The organism is Bacillus sp. AMCV2 (assembly GCF_056033925.1).
In genome coordinates this window covers 831751-854827 of record NZ_JBVYIB010000002.1, presented here as the reverse complement: position 1 = coordinate 854827, position 23077 = coordinate 831751, and the positions used below count along the sequence as shown (strand labels likewise).

Genomic DNA, 23077 nt, shown 5'->3' with positions numbered 1-23077 from the left:
ACTGCTACATAATACTCATTTTTCTCCCTTTTACAATAATCATAAAGAAACACCTACAAATAGTTACAAAATATTCTTACAATAGGAGCTGTAATACAAATTTCGTTGAAAGGTGGAGAACTGGTGAGAATACAGAAAAGACGAACACACGTCGGAAACATTCTCCGTATTCTTTTGCCCCCAATTATGATACTTAGCCTAATCCTCCCAACACCACCCATTCATGCAGAAGAAAGCGCGGCTCCTCAGGTGCATCTGAGTATTTTGGCTACGACTGATATTCATGCCAACATGATGGATTACGATTACTACAGCGACAAAGAAACGGCGGATTTCGGTCTGGCGAGAACAGCGCAATTGATCCAAAAGCACCGCGAGCAAAACCCTAACACCCTGCTTGTGGATAACGGCGACTTGATTCAAGGGAATCCGCTGGGTGAATACGCGGTGAAATATCAAAAAGACGACATTATCTCCGGCACGAAAACCCATCCGATTATCAGCGTCATGAATGCGCTGAAATACGACGCCGGAACGCTTGGCAATCATGAATTCAACTACGGGCTCGACTTTCTCGACGGCACAATCAAAGGAGCCGATTTCCCGATTGTAAATGCCAACGTCAAAACAACTAGCGGTGAAAACCGTTATACGCCGTATGTGATTAATGAAAAAACCCTCATTGATGAAAACGGTAATGAGCAAAAAGTAAAAGTCGGCTACATAGGCTTTGTCCCGCCGCAAATCATGACATGGGACAAAAAGAATCTCGAGGGGCAGGTGCAGGTGCAGGATATCGTAGAATCCGCCAATGAAACGATCCCGAAAATGAAGGCGGAAGGCGCAGATGTCATTATTGCCCTCGCCCACACCGGCATTGAAAAGCAGTCACAATCAACAGGTGCAGAAAACGCCGTGTTTGACCTTGCCACCAAAACGAAAGGCATTGACGCGATTATCTCGGGCCATCAGCACGGACTCTTTCCTTCCGCCGAGTATGCGGGTGTTGCTCAGTTCGATGTGGAAAAGGGAACAATTAACGGCATTCCTGTCGTCATGTCAAGCAGCTGGGGCAAATATTTAGGCGTGATTGACCTCAAGCTTGAAAAGGCGGACGGCTCATGGAAGGTAGCAGATTCCAAAGGAAGTATTGAATCCATTGCCGGCAACGTCACATCAAGAAACGAAACCGTTACAAACACCATTCAGCAAACACACCAAAACACACTGGAGTATGTCCGAAAGCCAGTCGGCAAAACCGAAGCAGATATTAACAGCTTCTTTGCACAGGTCAAAGATGATCCTTCCATTCAGATCGTGACTGACGCGCAAAAATGGTATGCCGAAAAAGAAATGAAGGATACCGAGTACAAGAACCTGCCGATTTTATCCGCTGGAGCGCCGTTTAAAGCAGGCGGCAGAAACGGAGCCAATTACTATACAAACATTCCAGCCGGAGATCTTGCGATTAAAAATGTCGGTGACTTGTATCTTTACGATAATACTGTTCAAATCGTCAAGCTGACAGGCAGCGAGGTCAAGGACTGGCTGGAGATGTCAGCAGGCCAATTCAATCAAATTGATCCAGCCAAAAGCGGCGATCAGGCCTTGCTGAACGAGAATTTCCGCTCCTATAATTTTGACGTGATTGACGGTGTCACATATCAGGTCGATGTGACAAAACCGGCTAAATACAATGAGAACGGAAAAGTGATCAATGCGGATTCATCCCGGATCATCAACCTTTCCTATGAAGGCAAGCCGATCAGCCCAAGCCAGGAATTTCTCGTAGTCACCAATAACTATCGTGCGTCCGGAGGCGGCGGGTTTCCTCATCTGACGAGCGATAAAATTGTCCACGGCTCTGCAGTTGAAAATAGGCAGGTGCTGATGGATTACATTATTGAACAAAAAACAGTCAATCCAAAGGCAGACAACAACTGGTCAATCGCGCCTGTTTCCGGCACGAATCTGACGTTTGAATCCTCGCTTTTGGCCAAGCCATTTGCCAATAAAGCAGACGACGTCGTTTATGTAGGCAAGTCTGCGAATGAAGGCTATGGTGTGTATAAGCTGCAATTCGATGATGATTCAAATCCAGATCCTCCTAAAGACGGACTGTGGGACCTGACCGTCATGCACACCAATGATACGCACGCACATCTCGATGATGCAGCGAGACGAATGACGAAAATCAACGAAGTACGCAGCGAAACAAATCACAACATTCTCCTTGATGCAGGAGATGTGTTTTCCGGCGATCTGTATTTTACAAAATGGAACGGTTTGGCCGATCTGAAAATGATGAACATGATGGACTATGACGCCATGACCTTCGGGAACCATGAATTTGACAAAGGCCCGACAGTGCTTTCTGATTTTCTAAGCGGAAACAGCGCAACCGTTGATCCGGCGAACCGCTATCACTTTGAAGCACCGGAATTTCCGATTGTCAGTGCAAACGTAGATGTGTCAAATGAGCCCAAGCTGAAATCATTTGTCAAAAAGCCGCAAACCTTTACGGCAGGTGAAAAGAAAGAGGCCGGCATCCACCCTTACATTCTGTTAGACGTTGACGGGGAGAAAGTCGCCGTATTCGGCCTGACAACAGAAGATACAGCCACCACATCAAGCCCGGGCAAAAGCATCGTATTCAATGATGCCTTTGAAACAGCACAAAACACCGTCAAAGCGATTCAGGAAGAAGAACAGGTAAATAAAATTATTGCTTTAACCCACATCGGGCATAACCGTGATCTTGAGCTAGCCAAAAAAGTAAAAGGCATTGACTTGATCATCGGCGGACACACTCACACCCTCGTAGACAAAATGGAGGTCGTAAACAACGAAGAACCGACGATCGTGGCGCAGGCAAAAGAATACGGCCAATTCTTGGGGCGCGTTGATGTCGCGTTTGATGAAAATGGCGTTGTGCAAACAGACAAATCAAATCTGAGCGTGCTGCCAATTGATGAACATACAGAAGAAAACGCGGAAGCAAAACAAGAGCTCGATCAGTTCAAAAGTGAATTAGAGGACGTAAAAAATGAAAAAGTCGGCTATACGGATGTGGCGCTTGACGGCCAGCGTGAGCATGTGCGCACGAAAGAAACGAATCTCGGAAACTTCATTGCGGACGGTATGCTGGCAAAAGCGAAAGAAGCAGCCGGCGCCAGAATAGCGATAACAAATGGCGGCGGCATCAGAGCCGGCATTGACAAAGGGGATATCACACTCGGCGATGTGCTCAACGTGATGCCGTTCGGCAATACGCTTTACGTGGCCGATTTAACCGGAAAACAAATTAAAGAAGCCCTTGAACAAGGCTTAAGCAATGTGGAAAATGGCGGCGGCGCTTTCCCTCAGGTGGCCGGAATCGAATATACCTTTACATTAAACAACAAACCTGGACACCGTGTGTTAGAAGTGAAAATTGAATCGCCTAACGGAGACAAAGTTGCTATAAATATGGATGATACCTACCGCGTGGCAACAAATAATTTTGTCGGTGCCGGAGGAGACGGATATTCTGTCTTTACAGAAGCCTCCCATGGTGAAGACCTTGGCTACGTTGATTATGAGATTTTCACCGAACAGCTGAAAAAACTAGGAAACAAGGTCTCTCCTAAAGTTGAAGGACGGATCAAAGAAGTATTCCTGCCGACAAAGCAGAAGGACGGCAGCTGGACACTTGATGAAGACAAATTTGTGATTTACGCTAAAAATGCCAACACGCCATTTGTCTATTATGGAACACATGAAGGATCTCAAGAGAAGCCTATCAATCTTAAAATGAAAAAAGATCAGGTCAAACTTTTGAAAGAAAGAGAGTCAGATCCTTCATTGACGGTGTTCAACTACTGGTACAGCATAAAGATGCCAATGGCGAACCTTAAATCAGTAGACACTGCAATCGGAATCAAGTCGACGGGAGAATTGGATGTGTCACTGGCAGATGTATATGACTTTACAGTGAAGCAAAAAGGAAAAGAAATAAAATCATTCAAGGAGCCCGTTCAGCTTTCGCTTCGCATGTTTGATATTGAAGAAGCCCATAACCCTGCCATTTATCATGTCGACAGGAAAAAGAAAGCTTTCACAAAGACAGATAACGGATCAGTTGACGATGATATGGTGACAGGATATACAAACCACTTCAGCGAATACACGATCTTAAATTCCGGTTCGAACAACAAACCGCCGGCATTCCCTTCCGACCAACCGACAGGCGGTGATGACGGCAGTCATGGCGGAGGCTCCGACAAACCAGGCGGAAAACAGCCAACTGACGGAAGCGGAGGAAAGGATACGCCTCCCGGCACTCAACCGACTAACGGCTCTGGTGGAAACGGTTCGGGCGGATCAGGAACAGACGGTCCGGCTGGCGGCCTGCTTCCGGACACAGCCACATCCATGTACTCGATCCTGTTGGCCGGATTTCTGATCAGCGCACTCGGTACGGCAATGTACTTACATCAGAGGAGAAAACAGAATAGAGCGAATCAGGCATAAATAAAGAAAGCTGCTCGCTTAGCGAGCAGCTTTCTTTATTTAAACCCACTTCACAACATCTTCAACAGCAGATCTTGTTTTCGGACGAGGGTCTCTCACTCGGTAGCCGAATGCCACCATCACAGAAATATCAAAGCTTCCGTTTTCCAGAAGGCCTTCTTCTTCAAGAATACGGTGAATGTGATCGTACTGGAAGCCTTCGATCGGGCAGGAATCAACACCGATTTGCGCAGCGGCAGTCATCATGTTGCCAAGCGCGATATAGGTTTGTTTTGATGCCCAGTCAAACAATGTTCTGTCACTTTCAAGCAAATGCAAATCGTTTTTCTGGAATTCTTCTGTTTTGCTTAAATAGCCTTCGTATACGTCTTGAGGCATTTGTTTTACTTCTTTTAAATGACGTTTGATGTAGTCCGCATTATATTTGATATCCTTCGCTGTACGCGCAAGAATCAGGACGAAATGGCTTGCGGTCGGCAGCTGCTTTTGCGCGCCCCATGTGTATTCACGAAGCTTCTCGCGGAATTCCGGATTTTGGACGACGACAAATTTCCAAGGCTCAAGGCCTAGTGAGCTCGGAGACAGTCTTCCTGTTTCTAAAATAAATTCAAAATCGCTGTCTGACACTTTTTTATTCGGGTCAAATTCCTTAGTCGCATGCCTGAAATTGTATGCATCCAGAATTTGTTTCTTTAGATCTGCCATGTAAAACACCTCTCCTTTAGGTTACTCTCATCTCTATTGTAGCCATTATGATAAAAAGTAAAAGTACGCACATTTTTGTTGGATAGTATCAATTTTGATACCAAACAAAAAAGCGCGCTGCCGCAGGCAGGCGCCTCTCTCATTTCCCCCGCCGCGCAAAATCAACAAATCGGAATTTGTCGAGACGGTGTCTGCTTTCCGTATATTGAAACAAACTGGTATCCTCCAAAAAGACGTAGTTTCTCACCACGACCATATGGTCATAGCCGCGTAAATCGAGCAGCTCTCTGTCCTCGTCCGTACACGGCTCGGCGACAATTTCTTTTTGGGCGTAACTGATCGAAAGACCGAGCTCTCCTTCTATATATTCATATATGGAGTTTTCACAAATTTCTTTCGTCAGGTGAGGGACATGCTTTCTGAAAAAGTAATCCTTGTCCAAAATCACATGTTCCCCGTCAATCTTTCTAGACCTGATGACTTCCCAGATGTCGTCATCCAGATTGGCCCGGAGCTGTTTTTGGATCAGCTCTGACGGAGGCTCCAGCCCGAATTTGTGTACAGTTGTTTTCGTTTCTTTGCCAAGCGTTTGCGCGAGCTCCTTGAAGCTGACAAGGCCCGAAACGGGAAACTGCATTTTTTCACGATTGAGCACGACGGAGCCTTTTCCCCTGATTTTCTGGATATAACCGTTTTGCGCGAGCATATGAAGCGCCTTTCGGACCGTTTCTCTTGATGTACCGTACTGTGCGGTCAACTCATGTTCAGACGGAAGAATCTCCTCCGCTTTCCATCGGCCGCCTTCAATTTGCTGTGCGATGTCTTTATAAATTGTGATGAATTTATTCACCTTCATTATGGACCACCCAGCTTAGTTTAACACGGTTTTGTTAAACGATAAACAATGGACTCATACGGGCGAAGCGTCATGTTCTGAAGCCCTTCCCTTTCTTCATCGTTCGTCAACAGCACCTCTGCCTTCCATTCGTCAGGCGCTAAAGAGTCCGGCAGTGTAAAGGCCGCCTCTGTCCCGTAAAAATTATTGATCACGAGCAGCTTTTCATTGCTGCCGTGTCTGAGATACGCAAAAATGTTCGGATCATCCTTTGCAATTAACTCATACGTTCCCTCTGTCACAATGTCATACATTTTGCGAATCCGAATCAATTTTTGATAATGGTAAAACACCGAATTTTGATCTCTTAGCGCCGCTTCAGCATTGATTTCCCGATAATTTCCGGCAACCGGTATCCACGGTGTGCCCGTTGTAAAACCGCCATTCTCCGTAGCATCCCACTGAACGGGGGTTCTGGAATTGTCACGGGATTTCGCCTGTAAAATGGCTGTGATCTCTTGATCAGCCATTCCTTTGTCCTTAAAGGCGTGATACATGTTCAGCGATTCGACATCCCGATAGGAGCTGATGTCAGTAAACTTCGGATTCGTCATCCCCAGCTCCTCGCCCTGATAAATATAAGGCGTGCCCTGCATCATATGAATGGCCGTAGCAAGCATTTTCGCCGATTTCACCCTATATGCGCCATCATCTCCATATCTTGATACAACGCGCGGCTGATCATGATTGCACCAGAACAGAGCGTTCCATCCCCCTCCTGCGTGCATCCCCGTTTGCCAGTCGGATAGGATCTCCTTCAGCTTCAAAAAGTCAAACGGCGCCAAGGCCCATTTTTCGCCGTTTGGATAGTCAACCTTGAGATGATGGAAGCTGAATGTCATATCAAGTTCTTTATTGTCAGGATTCGTATAGCGGATACAGTGGTCTACGGTTGTTGAAGACATCTCACCGACCGTCATGCTGTCGTAATGTGAAAACACCTTTTCGTTCATTTCATGCAGAAATTCGTGCACCCGCGGCCCGTCAGTGTAAAAAGAGCGGCCGTCGCCGCCGTCCTCCGCATTCGGAAAGCGCTGATCTTTAGAAATCAGATTGATGACATCAAGCCTGAAGCCGTCTATTCCCTTTTCAAACCAAAAATGCATCATGTCATAGACATGCTTTCTGACCTCTTCATTTTCCCAATTCAAATCAGCCTGCGTCACATCAAACAGATGCAAATAGTATTGGCCCGATGCTTCGTCAAGCTCCCATGCCGAGCCGCCGAATTTCGATTCCCAGTTTGTCGGAAGAGAACCGTTTTCCTGCGGGTCTTTCCATATATAAAAATCACGGTACGGGCTGTCTATTGAAGAGATCGCCTCGCGAAACCATTTGTGCTCTGTTGACGTATGATTGACAACAAGATCCATGACGACTTTCAGGTCTCTTTTATGTGCTTCGGACACTAGCCGCTCAAAATCCTCCATCGTACCATATTCAGGATAAATCGAGTAATAATCACGAATATCGTACCCATTATCATGCTGAGGAGAATCATAAATCGGTGTCAGCCAAAGCACATCCACCTGAAGTGTTTTTAAGTAATCAAGCTTTTCAATAATGCCGTTCAGATCGCCGACACCGTTTCCTGTCGTATCGTTAAAGCTTTTCGGATAAATTTGATAAACCACAGCTTTTTTCCACCATGGCGTATGTTCTGTTTTCATCTGTTTCCACCACCATATTTAAATTGAAAACGGGAAAAGGGAACGTTCAACACGTCCCGCTCCCCATTTGTTATTTATGTTTGAATCTCGCATACGCGTATGTTCCGGCAAACGGCACGATTAATACAATAGCCATCCCGATTGCAAACGCGCCCCAGTACTGGCTCAAGATTGAGAAAATCCCCGGCACACCGCCGACACCGACGGAGCTTGCCAGCACACCTTGAGAAGAAATATACATTCCGGCCAGGCCAGAGCTGACCATTGCAATGATAAACGGGAATCTGTATCGCAGATTCACCCCAAAGATGGCAGGCTCTGTAATGCCAAGATAAGCAGAAATCCCTGATGTGAGGGAGAGGCCTTTTTGTTTCTCATCCTTCACGATAAACATCATGGCCAGAGCCGCCGAACCTTGTGCGATATTAGAAAGCGCCAGCATCGGCCATAAAAAGGTGCCGCCGAGCTTTGAACCGATGAGCTGCAGGTCGACTGCAAGAAACGTGTGGTGCATACCGGTAATCACGAGCGCTGAGTAGAAACCGCCATATAACAGACCGCCCAGTGCGGCAAAAGAACCGAACACCGAGATAAGCCCTGAAGTCAGTACATTACCGATCGCAAATGTAATCGGGCCGATAATGATAAAAGAGGCAAATCCTGTTAAGAGAAGCGTAATTGGTGCGACAACGAGCAGCTGTATGCCCTCAGGTGTGCGTTTTGTTAAAAATACCTCAATCTTCGCCAGCATATAAGAAGCAAGCAAAATTGGGAGCACCTGGCCCTGATAGCCGACTTTCTGCACCTCTAGGCCGAATAGATTCCATACCGGGATCTCTCCGCTTTGTTCTGCCGCGCCATATCCCCACGCATTCAGCAAATCAGGATGCACGAGCATAACCCCGAGCACAATGCCGAGAAGCGGATTGCCGCCGAACCGCTTGACGGCAGACCATCCGATTAACGCAGGCAAAAACGTAAAGGCCGTGCCTGCAATCAGGTTAATCATATTAGCAAGATCCGCCCACTGCGGATAAACCTGCACAATCGATTTTGTGCTGAAGAAAATGCCTTCCGCCGTTAAAATGTTATTGATCCCCATTAAAAGACCCGCCGTGACAATCGCAGGCAATATTGGAATAAAAATATCTGCAAGCGTTTTCACGGCACGCTGCAATGGATTCATATTTTTTTCTGAGGCCTTCTTCACTTCATCCTTTGTTGACTCGCCAATCCCCGTTTCCTTAACCAGTTCAGCATATACTTTATTGACAGTTCCCTGGCCGATTACGACCTGAAACTGTCCGTTTGTCGAGAATGATCCCTTTACCACATCAATTTGATCAAGCATCTCTTGGTCAACCTTGCTTTCATCTATTAAAGCAAAACGCAAACGTGTAACACAATGAGTTGCCGCTGCAATATTTTCAGCACCGCCGACTGCTTCGACAATCTGACGTGCCGATTTGTTCAGTTCCCCCATGCCAACCCCTCCGTAACCGTTTTTATAACTTGTATATACAACTTATAATCATATTGTATTCCTGTATATACAGGTAGTCAACACTTTTTTATAGCGCTTTCATCCTAGTCTGGAATATATGAAACAGACAAGGTTACCCTAAAAGTCACAAGCACTTATTGTGACATTAAAAAGCAGGGTGAGCCTCTATGAATAAACGCGACAAAGCGCTTCAGCTCATCAAAGAGCTTGAAGACAATCAGGACAGACCGATCTCTCCTGATTTGAAGGAAAACCTCGATAATCTGACCTTATTAACAGAAGGCTGCTCAGACATCGTATTTAGACAATTTGACTTTGGAAACGGGCTGTGCGGATTTATTGTTTATGTCGAAGGAATTGTAAAATCTGAACATATTCAGGATCATGCCCTCCGCCCTTTCTTAATGCATTTGACGGATCAAATAGATGAACATGAAGCGGCGCTGCAAAATACTCTATCCATTTCAAGTGTTGCAATAGAAACGAGTATGAGCAAAGTGGCTGCATCCATCATTGAGGGGAACGCGGTTTTATTTGCCGACGGGCACTCAAAAGGCCTGATCTTAAATATAAAAGGCGGACAAAGAAGAAGCATTGAAGAGCCGATAACAGAATCGACCATCAGAGGGTCAAGAGAGGGCTTTACTGAAAGCCTCAGGGTCAATACCGCTCTTGTGCGCTTTCGCGTCAAAACGTTTCAGCTTAAAATGATCTCGTTTAAAATTGGTACCAAAACCAAAACCGATGTTGTCTTGGACTATATTGACGGGCTTGCCGATCCAAAGGTCATTGACAAAGTAAAAAAAAGAATCAAAAAGATTAAGATTGATGCTGTCTTAGAAAGCGGATATATTGAAGAGTTTATCGAAGACGACACGTACTCACCATTCCCCCAGCTGCAATACACAGAAAGGCCGGACACCGTCGCCGCCCAGCTTCTCGAAGGCCGATTTGCCATTTTCACAGATAATACGCCCTTTGTCTTAACAGGCCCGATTACGTTTTGGCAGCTTATGCAGGCCAGTGAAGATTACTATGAGCGTTATTTGATGTCTAACTTAATCCGCTGGCTTCGCTATATGTTTTTATTCGTTGCTTTATATTTGCCGGCTATTTATGTTGCCGTTATTACATACCATCAGGACTTAATGCCGACAAACTTAATGTTCAGTGTGGCCTCTGCGCGTGAACCGATTCCTTTCCCCGCCATCATAGAAGCATTGATTATGGAAATTTCTTTTGAGGCTCTCCGTGAGGCGGGAGTGCGCCTGCCGAAAACCATCGGCCAGACCGTCAGTATTCTCGGGGCCCTTGTCATTGGGACAGCCGCTGTTGAAGCGGGAATTGTGTCTGCCCCCATGGTGATCATCGTATCGTTAACAGGGATCGCGTCATTTACAATTCCGCGATTTAACTTAGCTATCTCCATCAGGATGCTTCGTTTCCCGCTTATGTTTTTGGCGAGTATTTTCGGGATTTTCGGCATTATGCTCGGCACGATTATCTTAGTGCTTCATTTATGCAAGCTGCAATCTTTCGGCATTCCTTATTTATCCGGGATTTCTCCGTTTAAACGAGATGAAGTAAAAGATATTTTTGTCAGGGCGCCTTGGTGGACGATGACCAGAAGGCCGGGCACGTATTCGCGCGGCAACGGACAGAAGGGAGCGAAAAGAGAGGACCCAAAAGATGAAGAAAACAATATATAAGTGTGTTTTGCCGCTTCTCATTTGTATCCTTCTAACGGGGTGCTGGGACCGGACAGAAATCAATGACATTGCATTTGTTGTCAGCTCAGCCATTGATAAGAAAAAAGATCAGTATCGAGTGGCCATGCAGATTCCCTTGGTCGGTCAATTAGGCGGACAAACAGGGGGCGGCGGCGGAACTGCCGGTTCAAAAACATGGTATGTTGATTCAGCTTCCGGCACTACGATCAGAGAAGCGAACAACAAGCTGCAAACCTCCTTGTCACGGACAATCAATACGTCCCACAGACGTACAGTCATTATTGGAGAGAATATGGCGAGAGACGGCGTTGCCCCAGTCTTTGATATTTTAACGCGAAATCCGCAGAACAGATTAACGGCGCTCATTTTAGTCAGCCGGGGAGAAGCTCGGGACATTTTAAACACCGATGTTCAGCTTGAACAGTTTCCGGCGGAAATGATTCGGGAGCTGGCCATTATCGCAACGAGCCGCCCCGTTTTCTTAAGCAGATTCATGTCTGATCTAGTAGAAATAGGCAGTGATCCGTATGCACCAGTCATCTCTGCATCTAAAACAAAACCTGGAGGGCAAGGCAAATCTAATTTGAAAATTGACGGGCTTGCGATCTTTAAAAAGGACAGATTGATGGATATTTTCAAAGATGAACACATGACAGCAGCCCTGATGTTGCTGAATCAAGCCCGCCAGCCAGAATTCATAGTAGACCTGCCGAATCAAATGGGGCAAACATCCATTCAGCTTCAAAAGTCCAATGCATCCTTTCATGCCGCTGAAAAAAACGGAAAGCTGTCAATGACAATCGAGATCAGAGCTAAAGGAATTATTATGGAAAACCAATCAACCTATGAGACGAGAGAAAATGACCAGTATTACATCATTCAAAAAGCACTAAACAGAACCATAAAGAAGGACGTGACAAGCACCGTTCATCGTTTGCAAAAGCTAAAGGCGGACCCGGCCGGCTTTCAAGACCGGACTATTAGAAGCACGGCAACCACGAAGAATCTGCTGAAAAAGGAATGGGAAGAGGTATACAAGGATATGGAGGTTCACGTCGTCCCAATTGTGACCATTGAGCAGGGCGGTGTCCTATACAAAACGATCAGCCATTAATGGAGGTGCGTCAGCATGATCAGCTATATCGTACAGACATTGATTGTGTGCATTGCCATATACGCATATGAATGGAAGAATTTTCGTTCCGCTAACAATCTAACAAAATGGGCCTTCAGCCTGCTGATTGCAGGAAGTGCTTTTCTATGGATTTATATGAGAGTGAATCCCCTGCTTCCGCGGCTGGGGCACCTGTTTAAATATATTCCGTTTTGAACATGACAGAAAGGATGTGCTTTATGGACAAGACCTCTGCATACCAAGGATTATTTTTCGGAGCTCTGTATACGTTAGCGGTCGGATTAAAGCATGCTCCGATTCTCATGATCGAATCAGCAAAACAAAATGCCTGGCACAGCTACATCCTCGGCGTTGTCATCGTGATTCCGGCACTCTGGCTCATGCATAGGCTGATGAAAAAGCATCAGGATAAAAATATCTATGAGCTGCTGAGCGATTCCTCACCAATCGCAGGCCGGATTATCATTTTACTGTTTTCTTTGTATTTCCTGTTAATCAATGCTCATGATTTACGTTTTTTCATCAATTTGATTAACATTTTATTTCTCCCGAGAACACCAATGGCTGTTCTTGGCGGTGTTATTATCTTTGTGGCGATCTGTATTGCCAGAGAGGGAAAAGAAACATTGACCAGAATGGCGCAGATATTCCTATTTCCATTCGGCATCCTGGTCTTGTTCCTTCCATTTACGCTGGCCACACAAATTGAGCTTCAAAACTTGACGCCTGTTTTTGAAGGTCTAATCCCATACCTTCAATCAGGCTATTACGCGTTTGGGACCATGGGGGAATTGATTATCCTTCCGCTTCTCTTCTCAAACCGGAGTGTCCCGCTAAAATACACCATTTTCGCGATACTGCTGGGCGCTTTATTGCTGGCCGTGATGTTATTTTCTTCAATTTCTGTCTTTGGTCCCAACCTGACATCTACTTTCTTTGATCCTGCTTATATGGTCATCAGGCAGATCCGCATTACGGATTTTCTGGATCGCTCAGACCTGATCATCGCGGCCTTTTGGATTCCGGTCATTATGGTGAAGATAGCAGGTTCCCTATATATCGTGGTATACGGCCTTTCGTTTTCACACTCAAAAATCGACCCGAAAGCCATGTATACACCAACCGGCATGTTCTCAGTCGTATGCGGCTTTTGGTTCTTTTTAAATACAAATCAGCTAATCGACTTTAACAGAATCAAACCAATCATTAATGTAGTGATTTCTCTTTTGCTGCCTTTACTCATTTATTTGATCATAAAAAGCAAAGCGTTGTTCGGCGCCAAAGCTAAACACTAGGAATTTTTAGCTTCTTTTGTTTGATAAACAGGATTCTGTTTTGTTTTTCTTATATCTTTCAGGTAGTACTGTTCAGATGTAAAGAATTCGGTGTACAGCGCTTTTACCTTTCTGCTCAATAACAACAGCGCAATCACATTTGGAACGAGAATAAAAGCCAATGCTAAGTCCAAAAAGCCCCAAATGGCTTTTGCTCCGCCTGCGGCACCAATGATAATAGCCGCTAAATAAACGAATTTGATCACGTGTCTTGCCAGCCGCCCGAACAGAAATTCAGCTTGCTTTACGCCGTAAAAAATGACAACCATAATGGTTGATACGACAAAGAAGACTAGGGAAACCGAAACGAAGTACCCTCCGCCAGAACCGAAATAATGCTGAAATGCAGCCGTCGTCAGTGCTGCCGGGTCATTTGAGGCGTTCTTCTCTGTCCAGACACCAGATGCAAGAACGACAAAAGCGGTGGTCGTGCAGATGATCAAGGTGTCAATGACAATGCCGATCACAGACCAAAACCCTTGCCGCACAGGATGATCAGTCATTGCTGCCGCATGTGCAATCGGGGCTGTTCCCATTCCGGCTTCATTAGAATAAAGCCCGCGGGCAAATCCCCAGCGAACGGTTTCCGCCAACGCAGCACCTGCGAACCCTCCAACTGCTGAAGAAGAGGTAAACGCATTTGAAAAGACGAGAGAGAAAAACGCCGGCACTGATGATAGATTCATGAGAACAATCAGGAGACCGGCACCCGCGTATGCCCCTGCCATAAGAGGCACGACAAACTCTGTTACTTTTCCGATCCGCTTTACCCCTCCTATCACCACTAACCCAATCAAAAATGCAATTCCGATTCCTGCGTATATTTTATTGAAAGAAAACGTCTCGGCAAGCGAGACTGAAACCGAATTTCCCTGAACCATAATGCTGGGGATCAGCTCCACAATCAGCGCAACAGAGAAGAATACGCCGAGCCATTTCATGCGCAGCCCTTTTGTTATGTAATACATCGGTCCCCCGACGTATTCACCCTGCTCATTTTTTTCTCTGTAATGAACAGCAAGAACACTTTCAGAAAACTTAATCGCCATGGCAAATAAGGCAATAAGCCACATCCAAAAAACCGCTCCTGGTCCTCCAAACATAATAGCGGCGGGCACACCGACAATGTTCGCTGCACCGATCGTTGAACTGAGGGCTGAGGTCAATGCCTGAAGCGGTGTGACTGTGCCCTCTCCCTTCGGCTTTTTTCCTACGCTGCCGATTGTCTGTTTGAAAATGTATAAAGGATAGCGAAATTGAAAACCTTTCAGCAAAATAGTGAAATACAACCCCGTCCCCGTCAGCAGGATGATCAGCGGCGGCCCCCACAGCCAATCAGATATATGCTCTATCCATACCAATAGTCGTTCCATCCCATCACCCTTTTTTCGTTTATGGGTCATTTCCCATAGATGGAAAAACATAAACCTTTTGACATAGAACTTGGAACATAAAAAGGATGGCTTTTATCAATCGCCATCCTGCAGACAAGACAAATCAGCTGGAAGAAGGTCTGTTTCGTCCAAGCCGGTCATATACTTTATTCTTATAAAAAGCGGATGCTGGCTTTGAAAACATGCCTTTTTTGTCGACAAGCTTATCAAGCAGCAATTGCTTTTCAGATTTTTTTCTGATTAATTGCTCGCGTTCTTTTTCGTCATAGCACTTTTCGATTAAATGGTCGATGGTCATAAGCTCTTTTTTGAGCGCGCCCTCGTCCTCTGCCATTCCCGCGTTTTTCAAAATACGATAGCCCATGCGCAGCGATTCCGGCAAGTGTGCCGCGTCATCCTTCGGCAGCGGCTTCCCCATTCCCGGGAGGTTTTGAAAGTCCCCGTCTTTGATGGCGCGCTTAATTTTATCTTCAGACACAATATGGGAAAAATCCATCATTTCACCTCTTTTTATCTATACCTTATATTTTATCATACAATTATCAATGTACCATTTTATTCCTTTATTTCTAGAAAGATACCTTATTTTACATTTGGTAATATCAAAGCGAAACGTTGATTCGACGGCGTTTTTCGCCACTTTCTCCATCATACGATTTTCACTTTTCTAATCTGCTGATTCGTGTTATATTGGATACGTTCGTTTTTTCTATCGTTTCGCTCGAACTGGATCGGAAAAAAGGAGTGTAACAATGAAAACATTTATAAAAGAAAGAGGACTGGCCTTCTTCTTAATTGCGGTCGTCCTGTTATGGATCAAAACGTATGTCGGTTATGTCCTGAACTTCAACTTAGGAATAGACAACACGATACAAAAAATATTGCTTTTTGTGAATCCTCTTAGCTCAAGCTTGTTCTTTCTTGGCTTTGGACTCTTGTTCAAGAAAAAATTACAGCAGACAGCCATTATAGTGATTCATTTTTTAATGTCTTTTTTACTGTACGCCAACATTGTGTACTACAGATTTTTCAATGATTTTATTACAATTCCGGTCATTATGCAGGCTAAAACAAACGGCGGCCAACTCGGTGACAGCGCATTTTCGCTGATGAGACCGACTGACGCCTTTTACTTTATCGATACGATCATCCTGATCATCTTGGCGATCAAAGTAAACAAGCCTGCCGAAACGTCAAGCAAAAAATCGTTCCGAATTATTTTTGCGTCTTCAATTCTTGTGTTCTTGATCAACCTGGCAGTTGCGGAATCAGACCGTCCTGAATTGCTGACAAGATCATTCGACCGGAACTATCTTGTGAAATACTTGGGAACATACAATTTCACGATTTATGACGCTGTACAGAATATCAAGTCCAACAGCCAGCGCGCGCTTGCCGATTCCAGCGACGTGACGGAAGTAGAAAACTACATGAAAGCCAATTACGATGTGCCGAATAACGTGTATTTCGGCAAAGCGGAAGGAAAAAACGTCATTTACGTTTCACTTGAATCTTTGCAGTCATTTATCATCGACTATAAAATTGACGGCAAAGAAGTGACACCGTTCTTAAATAAACTGGCACATGATAACGAAACGTTCTACTTTGATAACTTTTTCCACCAAACGGGACAAGGTAAAACATCGGATGCTGAATTTATGATGGAAAACTCTCTGTACCCGCTGGCTCAAGGTTCAGTTTTCGTAAACAAAGCGCAAAACACGCTGCAATCCGTTCCGGCGATTCTGAAGTCTAAGAATTACACATCTGCTACTTTCCACGGGAACACGCAGACGTTCTGGAACCGTAACGAAATGTACAAAGCGGAAGGCATTGATAAATTCTTTGATTCTGCCTACTATGACATGAACGAAGAAAACACGAAAAACTACGGCATGAAAGACAAACCGTTCTTCAAAGAATCAATGCCGCTGTTGGAAGGCCTGCCGCAGCCGTTCTATACGAAGTTCATTACCCTGTCTAACCACTTCCCATTCGGAATGGATGAGGGGGATACAGACTTCCCGGCTGGAGACTTTGGTGACTCTGTCGTCGATAACTACTTCCAGTCAGCCCATTACCTTGATCAGTCCATTGAACAATTCTTCAATGATCTGAAAAAAGACGGGTTATATGATAAATCGATTATTGTGATGTACGGAGACCACTACGGCATCTCTGAAAACCACAATAAAGCGATGGCGAAAGTGCTTGGCAAGGATGAAATCACTGATTATGACAACGCCCAGCTTCAACGGGTGCCGCTCTTTATCCACGCTGCCGGCGTGAAGGGCGAGAAAGTTCATAAATATGCCGGAGACGTTGATGTGGCTCCTACCATTCTGCATCTGCTCGGAGTGGATACGAAGGACTATCTGATGTCCGGTTCTGATATTTTATCGAAAGAACACCGTGAAGTGATTCCGTTCCGAAACGGAGACTTTATTTCACCGAAGTACACGAAAATATCCGGTAAGTATTACGACACGAAAACCGGAAAAGAACTCGATGAATCCGAAGTCGACAAGTCAGAAGACTCGCTCGTCAAGAAGGAACTTGAAATGTCCGATAAAATCATAAACGGAGACCTGCTGCGGTTCTACGAGCCGAAAGGTTTTAAGAAGGTGAATCCTTCCGATTATGATTACACAAAACATGGCGAAGATTCTTCCGAAACGTCAACGGATAACGAAGATAAATAAGAAAAAGCGGAGAGGTTGCCCTCTCCGCTTTTTTTATTTGACAGCAGCTCTCAATTCTTCCGCCGCAAATTCCACATTCGGGCCAATAATGACTTGAACCGATTGCCCGCCCGATTTGACAACCCCTTTTGCGCCTGCTTTCTTTAGCAGCGCTTCATCCACCAAAGCGGTATCCTTCACAGTCAGTCGCAGCCTTGTGGCGCAATGATCAATGGTTTGAAGGTTTTCTTTTCCGCCGAGCCCTTTCAGCATGATGTTTTCATTTACATCCTGAACAGTATTTTCATCCAGCACTTCATCCACATCATCGTCTTCCCGTCCAGGCGTTTTTAAATTCAAAGCCTTAATCAGTACATAAAACACGATAAAGTATACTGCCGCATAGCATATACCTACCAAAAGCAGAAGCAGCGGTTTTTCTGCGATTCCATAGCTGAGCACATAATCGATAGCACCGGCTGAAAAAGAGAAGCCTGAGCGGATGCCGAGCCAGTTGACGATAAATAAAGATAACCCGGTTAAGACCGCGTGAACAGCGTATAAAAGCGGAGATAAAAACATAAATGCAAACTCAATCGGCTCCGTAATCCCTGTGATAAACGCCGTTAAAGCAAACCCAATCATCATTCCAGCCGTCGCTTTCCGTTTAGACGGCTTCGCAGTCACAACCATAGCCAGACACGCCGCCGGAAGACCGAACATCATGATTGGGAAGAATCCGGTCATATATGTGCCCGCTGTCGGATCTTTCGCGAAAAAGCGCGCCAGATCCCCTGTCACTCCGTTATATTCTCCGAATTGGAACCAGAAAATATTGTTCAGCACATGGTGAAGGCCAAGCGGAATTAACAGCCTGTTGAATAGGCCGAATATGCCTGCCCCGATGCCGCCGAGCCCGAGCATCCACTCTCCAAACGAGTTTATACACGATTGAATCGGCGGCCAGACGACTCCGAATATGCCCGCTAAAATGATCGTAATAATGGCTGTTATAATCGGCACAAGCCGTCTGCCGCTGAAGAATCCGAGATATTCAGGCAGCTTGGTATCCTTGAAGCGGTTATAGGTGTAACCGGCAATTAAACCGGCAATAATTCCCCCAAACACCGCCATGTTATTTGTTTTATCAATTGTCTTTGTTGCCGCGTCAAGCATCAGATACGATATCGCCCCTGATAAACCCGCGGCCCCATTGCTGTCTTTTGAAATGCCGATGGCAATTCCGATCGCAAAAATAAGCGGCAGATGATCAAAAACCGCCGTCCCCGCCTGATAGACAAACGGGATATTAAATACATCCTCTCTGCCAAGCGCAAGGATAATTCCAACCGCAGGCAGAACCGCAATCGGGAGCATAAATGACTTCCCGAGTTTTTGTAAAAATGAAAGCATACCCATCCCCCTCATACCCTTTTTTTTCAAATATACCATATAAGATATCTAGTGATCTATACCAATTTTCCCGGGGGTATTTCTTTTTTCCCAGGTCCGTGTGTTTCCTATTTTTAAGACAGTTGTGGTAAGCTTAATCTAGATTATTTAAAAAGAAAGCGGGAATGACAGATGATTGTAACAAACGATCAAGAATTAGAAGGCCTGAAAAAAATCGGAAGAATCGTCGCGCTTGCGCGTGAAGAAATGAAGCGGAAGGCAGAGCCCGGCATGAGCACAAAAGACCTTGACCTTATCGGAAAAGCTGTGCTTGATGAGCACGGCGCCGTTTCAGCTCCTGAGAAGGAATATGATTTTCCAGGCGTGACATGCATCAGCGTAAATGATGAAGTGGCTCACGGCATACCAAGCACATCCAAAATTTTAAAAACAGGGGACCTTGTCAACATCGACATCTCCGCTGAATTTGGCGGCTTCTATTCCGACACAGGCATCTCATTTGTGCTCGGTGAAGGAGAAGAACGCCTTCATAAGCTTTGCCAATGCGCGGAAAACGCTTTTCAAAAGGGGCTTCAGCAGGCAAAAGCGGGCAAGCGCCAAAACCAGATCGGAAGAGCCGTTTATCATGAAGCACGCTCTCAAGGCTTTACCGTCATCAAAACCCTGACCGGCCACGGAATCGGCCGAAGCCTGCATGAAGCGCCGAACCACATCATGAACTATTATGATCCGTTTGATAACGCACTGTTCAAAAATGGCACAGTCATCGCGCTTGAACCGTTTATTTCAACGAAAGCAGAAACGATTGTTGAAGCTGGAGACGGCTGGACGTTCAAGACGCCGGATAAAAGCATGGTTGCCCAAGTTGAACACACGATCGTCATCACAAAAGATGAACCGATTATCTTGACGAAACTGTAGAACACATTCCGGACTTCCGGCAGGTTTAACCTCCTCCAATAGCAGGTAAAACATCATTATTCTGCACGAGGAGGTCTTGCAATGAACAGAGATCAAGAAAAAATCCAAATTGAAAACGAAATGAACGCGATGCATGGCACAATAAAAGAAGACATTTTAAAAGACTTTGAGGAATTTAAAGGCTACCTGAAAAAACAAGTCAACCGAGGCAAAAAGCTGGGATTGAATGACGGCAAGCTTGTAAAAAGCGCTGCGATCCTGGGAGACTACCTCGCAAAGCATGAAGAGCCGCAAAACGGTGAAGAAATGCTGCTGCAAGAGCTTTGGAGCGTTGCGGACGAAGATGAGAAAGAACATTTGGCACAGCTTCTGGTCAAATTGGTTGATAAACAATAAAACATGAGCCGGGCGATATGCGCCCGGCTTTCTTGATATTGTCACAGCCCGGCTCTTTCAGATATGCTACACTACTATTATGTCTGTGAAAGGAGCCTTTATCTGCATGTGGTTTATTATTTTCGGCATCATTTTTTTCATTGAAGGCATCATTATGACCGTTTACGGCGTTAAGAAAAAAAACGGGATGCTCACATATATCGGCATTGTTTTCGCCATTATGACATTTGGCGTTGTCATGATCAAACTAACCGGCCATTAAATCATATTCGGCTTTTGCTCCGCATATACATACAGAAGAACATTCGTACATCTAGTGCGAAAGGCTCAGTTTTCCCCGCATCTCTTTTCAGCATCTTTTTATAGATGTTACAATGCCAATCGTTTCGAAATCAGATAGGGAAAGGAGTTTTCTGACATGCATTACGGCAGTAAAGGCTGGTATGTGGCAGAACTAAAAAAGCAGGGGATCACGCACCATGAGGGAAGAAAGCTTCAAAGCTATAAAACCTATTTTCTTGCCAACCTGCTTGAAACAAAGAAAAAACAATCGTAAATATGGCAAAGCCGCGCACGTTGATATGCGCGGCTTTTTTCTATTCAACCGGCTGCAGCCTGTCCTTCTTTTTCATAAAGGACGCTCTCCAGCTTTCCGATAGTGCAGCCTCACTTAAAATCCGTTCAATGGCGGTGAGATTTTTTGCATCATGGTAGTTGATGCGGTTGGCGAACTGGACGGATATGCCCTTCTCTCCTCTGGACAGCAATTCAAGGTTCGCGCAGGGAGACACCCTGCCCTCCTCCAGCACGCGAAAATAAAACCCTGTATAGCCAGTTTGCTGGACCTTCAGCACCATTTCTTTTACACCAAACTTTTTCGCCAGCTTTACACACGGCTGGCGCGGCTGGCTGACCTGAACAACAGCTTCATCAAGCCTGAACACATCCCCGATGCAAACATTCTCCTCAGTCAGGCCCGCGACCGTCAGATTTTCTCCAAATGCGGCGTTTGACAGCGGTCTTGAGAGGAACTCTTCCCAAAACGGATAATGCTCCGCCGGGTAGACACAGACAGCCTTATCAGGTCCGCCGTGGTTGACGAGGTCCGCCTGTCCGTCTCCTTCAAAATTCTCCCGATGCAGCATAACGGCTGATTCAGCTGGCCGCTTCATGATGCCGGTTTCGATTTTCTTTCCGCCATATTCAAGCGTCTGCGGTTTTCCCAGATTAAGAGAAAGAATTGAATAGCGCTCTGGTTTCATACAAACACATCCCCTTTACAGGTTGTAAAATGATTGATTATCATAAAAAGAAAAGGTGGTTTTTACATGCTTCAATACCGAATCATTGTAGACGGCCGGGTTCAAGGTGTGGGCTTTCGCTATTTTGTTCAAATGGAAGCTGATAAGCGAAAACTGGCCGGCTGGGTCAAAAACCGTGATGACGGGCGTGTCGAGATTTTGGCAGAGGGTCCGGAAAACGCCCTGCAATCGTTTGTTGAGGCTGTAAAGAACGGAAGCCCTTTCTCAAAGGTTACCGACATCTCTGTGACTGAATCCCGCAGCCTTGAAGGCCATCATCGATTTTCTATTGTTTACTCATAAGGCTTATCTTGATAAAAGTAATTCGGCTTAACGATTGAGTTATCATAGGATCGGTGGAAGATATGAGTGGCAGCGGGTGAAATTGGCGGAATCAGCCACGTCCAGTCCCCCGTCAGCTTTCTGCCCGCTTCTTCCTCCTGTTCTTCAAACCGTTTAAACTGGCTTGCCGCTGTATGATGATCAACGATGCTGACACCCTGCTTTTTATACGAGTGCAGCACAGCTTTATTCAATTCAACTAGCGCTTGATCCTTCCATAAATCCGTATTGTAATCAGCGGCGATGCCGATCACGGACGCTACTTTTTTGAGCTTGTCGTACCGCTTTTCATCTGCGAGGTTTCTCGCTCCGATCTCCGTGCCCATATACCAGCCGTTAAATGGCGCGGCATTATAATGAATGCCCCCGACCTCAAGCTTCATATCAGAGATGATAGGCACGCCGTACCACTTCAGCTCCAAATCAGAAAACGCCTCGATGTCCGGATGTATGATTGGAACCTCGATCACAAGTGAACGCGGCAGCTCATACCAGACAGGCTGTTTGTCGCCTTTCATGCGAAAAATGAGCGGCAGCAGGTCAAAATCCGTTCGCTCTCCGCGCCAGCCGAGCTCTTCGCAGGCTGCTGTCAGTGAACAGGAAGCCGGGTCACCGATTCTTTCTCCGTCTGACTCATATCCAGCGTACCGGATCAGCTGATGATTCCAGATCTCGACTTGCTTTTCACCCTTCTCTTCCGGAGGGAAAATCGTAATGGTCGGTCTGATTTTCCCGTTATTGGTGGCGGTTTCAATATGGTGAAAGAGGGCGTCACGCACTTCCTCCTTCGTCCGGACGTCTCGTCTGTCGATAACATTCAGCGAATTCCAGAACAATCTGCCGATGCAGCGGTTGCTGTTTCTCCAAGCCATTTTCGCTCCGTGCTCCAGCTCTTCCTTCGAATGTACATAGCTTCCGGTCAGGTCAATTTCGCTTTTAATGTCCTCGAGACGGTCTTTCACTTCCTCCTCCTTTCCCAATTCCTGATAGCATGCGGCAATAAACGCTTTCGCTTCGTTCCAGAGTATTTCTTTTTCTTCCAACAAACTCTCCCCTTCACATCACTTCATGCTTTTCATTGTATCGTTTTTAAGCGGCAAGACAAATGATTTTTCTGCAACTTCCTGGAAAACAATAAAAAACA

Annotated in this window: 21 protein-coding genes; 11 read left to right on the top strand and 10 right to left on the bottom strand. The window is 45.6% G+C overall.

Translation table 11 applies throughout. The annotated features are described in order from the left end of the window. The first annotated feature begins 123 nt into the window (after window positions 1-123). Window positions 124-4512 (top strand): multifunctional 2',3'-cyclic-nucleotide 2'-phosphodiesterase/3'-nucleotidase/5'-nucleotidase, encoded by a 4389-nt coding sequence (locus AC0OMA_RS04440; RefSeq protein ID WP_181218577.1) that lies wholly within the window; start codon window positions 124-126, stop codon window positions 4510-4512. Between the two features lie 39 nt (window positions 4513-4551). Here the strand turns inward: AC0OMA_RS04440 and AC0OMA_RS04435 are convergent, their stop codons facing one another. From AC0OMA_RS04435 to treP, 4 genes are all read right to left on the bottom strand, one after another. Further along, on the bottom strand, window positions 4552-5217 hold the full coding sequence (locus tag AC0OMA_RS04435) for an NAD(P)H-dependent oxidoreductase (protein WP_014476144.1): 666 nt from the start codon (window positions 5215-5217) through the stop codon (window positions 4552-4554). Window positions 5218-5356: 139 nt separating this feature from the next. Next, a complete protein-coding gene (gene treR, locus AC0OMA_RS04430; RefSeq protein WP_003233679.1) occupies window positions 5357-6073 on the bottom strand; it encodes a trehalose operon repressor in 717 nt (238 codons plus the stop codon). Between the two features lie 20 nt (window positions 6074-6093). Next, entirely contained in the window at window positions 6094-7782 is a 1689-nt protein-coding gene (treC, locus tag AC0OMA_RS04425; protein ID WP_322840060.1) for an alpha,alpha-phosphotrehalase, read from the bottom strand. Window positions 7783-7852: 70 nt separating this feature from the next. After that, window positions 7853-9265, bottom strand: a complete 1413-nt coding sequence (treP, locus tag AC0OMA_RS04420) for a PTS system trehalose-specific EIIBC component (RefSeq protein ID WP_322840061.1) — start codon at window positions 9263-9265, stop codon at window positions 7853-7855. 188 nt (window positions 9266-9453) lie between these two features. On the opposite strand from treP, the gene AC0OMA_RS04415 reads away from it, so the two are divergent. Genes AC0OMA_RS04415 through AC0OMA_RS04400 form a run of 4 tightly spaced genes read left to right on the top strand, consistent with a single transcriptional unit; the run spans window position 9454 to window position 13446 of the window. Next, the gene (locus tag AC0OMA_RS04415; protein WP_474221945.1) at window positions 9454-10995 is read left to right on the top strand and encodes a spore germination protein; all 1542 of its coding nucleotides are present in this window, start codon (window positions 9454-9456) and stop codon (window positions 10993-10995) included. Next, entirely contained in the window at window positions 10976-12130 is a 1155-nt protein-coding gene (locus tag AC0OMA_RS04410; RefSeq protein ID WP_322840062.1) for a Ger(x)C family spore germination protein, read from the top strand. Before AC0OMA_RS04415 ends, AC0OMA_RS04410 begins: the two co-directional genes overlap by 20 nt. Before the next feature lie 15 nt (window positions 12131-12145). Next, the gene (locus tag AC0OMA_RS04405; RefSeq protein ID WP_003233686.1) at window positions 12146-12346 is read left to right on the top strand and encodes a hypothetical protein; all 201 of its coding nucleotides are present in this window, start codon (window positions 12146-12148) and stop codon (window positions 12344-12346) included. Window positions 12347-12369: 23 nt separating this feature from the next. Beyond that, window positions 12370-13446, top strand: coding sequence for an endospore germination permease (locus AC0OMA_RS04400; protein ID WP_474221944.1), 1077 nt, complete (start codon window positions 12370-12372; stop codon window positions 13444-13446). Here AC0OMA_RS04400 and AC0OMA_RS04395 read toward each other — a convergent pair. The 3 genes from AC0OMA_RS04395 to AC0OMA_RS04385 all read right to left on the bottom strand — a co-directional run bounded on the left by AC0OMA_RS04395 (window position 13443) and on the right by AC0OMA_RS04385 (window position 15531). Next, on the bottom strand, window positions 13443-14858 hold the full coding sequence (locus tag AC0OMA_RS04395) for an alanine/glycine:cation symporter family protein (RefSeq protein ID WP_474221943.1): 1416 nt from the start codon (window positions 14856-14858) through the stop codon (window positions 13443-13445). The genes AC0OMA_RS04400 and AC0OMA_RS04395 overlap by 4 nt on opposite strands. Before the next feature lie 124 nt (window positions 14859-14982). Then, complete coding sequence (locus AC0OMA_RS04390; protein WP_003233692.1) at window positions 14983-15375, bottom strand: DnaJ family domain-containing protein; 393 nt, start codon at window positions 15373-15375, stop codon at window positions 14983-14985. 18 nt (window positions 15376-15393) lie between these two features. Continuing rightward, a complete protein-coding gene (locus AC0OMA_RS04385) occupies window positions 15394-15531 on the bottom strand; it encodes a hypothetical protein (RefSeq protein ID WP_080344169.1) in 138 nt (45 codons plus the stop codon). A gap of 100 nt (window positions 15532-15631) precedes the next feature. Here AC0OMA_RS04385 and ltaS point away from each other — a divergent pair, with 100 nt between their 5' ends. Continuing rightward, window positions 15632-17581, top strand: a complete 1950-nt coding sequence (gene ltaS, locus AC0OMA_RS04380) for a lipoteichoic acid synthase (RefSeq protein WP_327844168.1) — start codon at window positions 15632-15634, stop codon at window positions 17579-17581. A 33-nt stretch (window positions 17582-17614) separates the two neighbouring features. Here ltaS and nagE read toward each other — a convergent pair whose 3' ends face one another. Continuing rightward, window positions 17615-18973, bottom strand: a complete 1359-nt coding sequence (nagE, locus tag AC0OMA_RS04375; protein WP_014479158.1) for an N-acetylglucosamine-specific PTS transporter subunit IIBC — start codon at window positions 18971-18973, stop codon at window positions 17615-17617. A 171-nt stretch (window positions 18974-19144) separates the two neighbouring features. Between nagE and map the strand changes: the two genes are divergently transcribed. The 4 genes from map (at window position 19145) to AC0OMA_RS04355 (ending at window position 20846) form a co-directional block, all read left to right on the top strand. Further along, complete coding sequence (map, locus tag AC0OMA_RS04370) at window positions 19145-19894, top strand: type I methionyl aminopeptidase (protein ID WP_327830892.1); 750 nt, start codon at window positions 19145-19147, stop codon at window positions 19892-19894. Window positions 19895-19975: 81 nt separating this feature from the next. Then, window positions 19976-20290, top strand: coding sequence for a DUF3243 domain-containing protein (locus AC0OMA_RS04365; RefSeq protein WP_015383089.1), 315 nt, complete (start codon window positions 19976-19978; stop codon window positions 20288-20290). A gap of 106 nt (window positions 20291-20396) precedes the next feature. Beyond that, window positions 20397-20552, top strand: a complete 156-nt coding sequence (locus tag AC0OMA_RS04360) for a hypothetical protein (protein WP_003244572.1) — start codon at window positions 20397-20399, stop codon at window positions 20550-20552. 156 nt (window positions 20553-20708) lie between these two features. Then, the gene (locus AC0OMA_RS04355; RefSeq protein WP_003239885.1) at window positions 20709-20846 is read left to right on the top strand and encodes a YflJ family protein; all 138 of its coding nucleotides are present in this window, start codon (window positions 20709-20711) and stop codon (window positions 20844-20846) included. Between the two features lie 40 nt (window positions 20847-20886). Here AC0OMA_RS04355 and AC0OMA_RS04350 read toward each other — a convergent pair whose 3' ends face one another. Beyond that, window positions 20887-21552 carry an MOSC domain-containing protein gene (locus AC0OMA_RS04350; protein ID WP_181218572.1) on the bottom strand — a complete coding sequence of 222 codons (666 nt, stop codon included), beginning with the start codon at window positions 21550-21552 and terminating at the stop codon, window positions 20887-20889. Between the two features lie 66 nt (window positions 21553-21618). Between AC0OMA_RS04350 and AC0OMA_RS04345 the strand changes: the two genes are divergently transcribed. Next, the gene (locus AC0OMA_RS04345; RefSeq protein ID WP_003243829.1) at window positions 21619-21894 is read left to right on the top strand and encodes an acylphosphatase; all 276 of its coding nucleotides are present in this window, start codon (window positions 21619-21621) and stop codon (window positions 21892-21894) included. On the opposite strand, the gene nosA is transcribed toward AC0OMA_RS04345, so the two are convergent. After that, window positions 21885-22976: a nitric oxide synthase gene (nosA, locus tag AC0OMA_RS04340; protein WP_063335677.1), complete on the bottom strand. Its 1092-nt coding sequence runs from the start codon at window positions 22974-22976 to the stop codon at window positions 21885-21887. The two genes, AC0OMA_RS04345 and nosA, sit on opposite strands and share 10 nt — an antisense overlap. Between the last annotated feature and the right edge of the window lie 101 nt (window positions 22977-23077).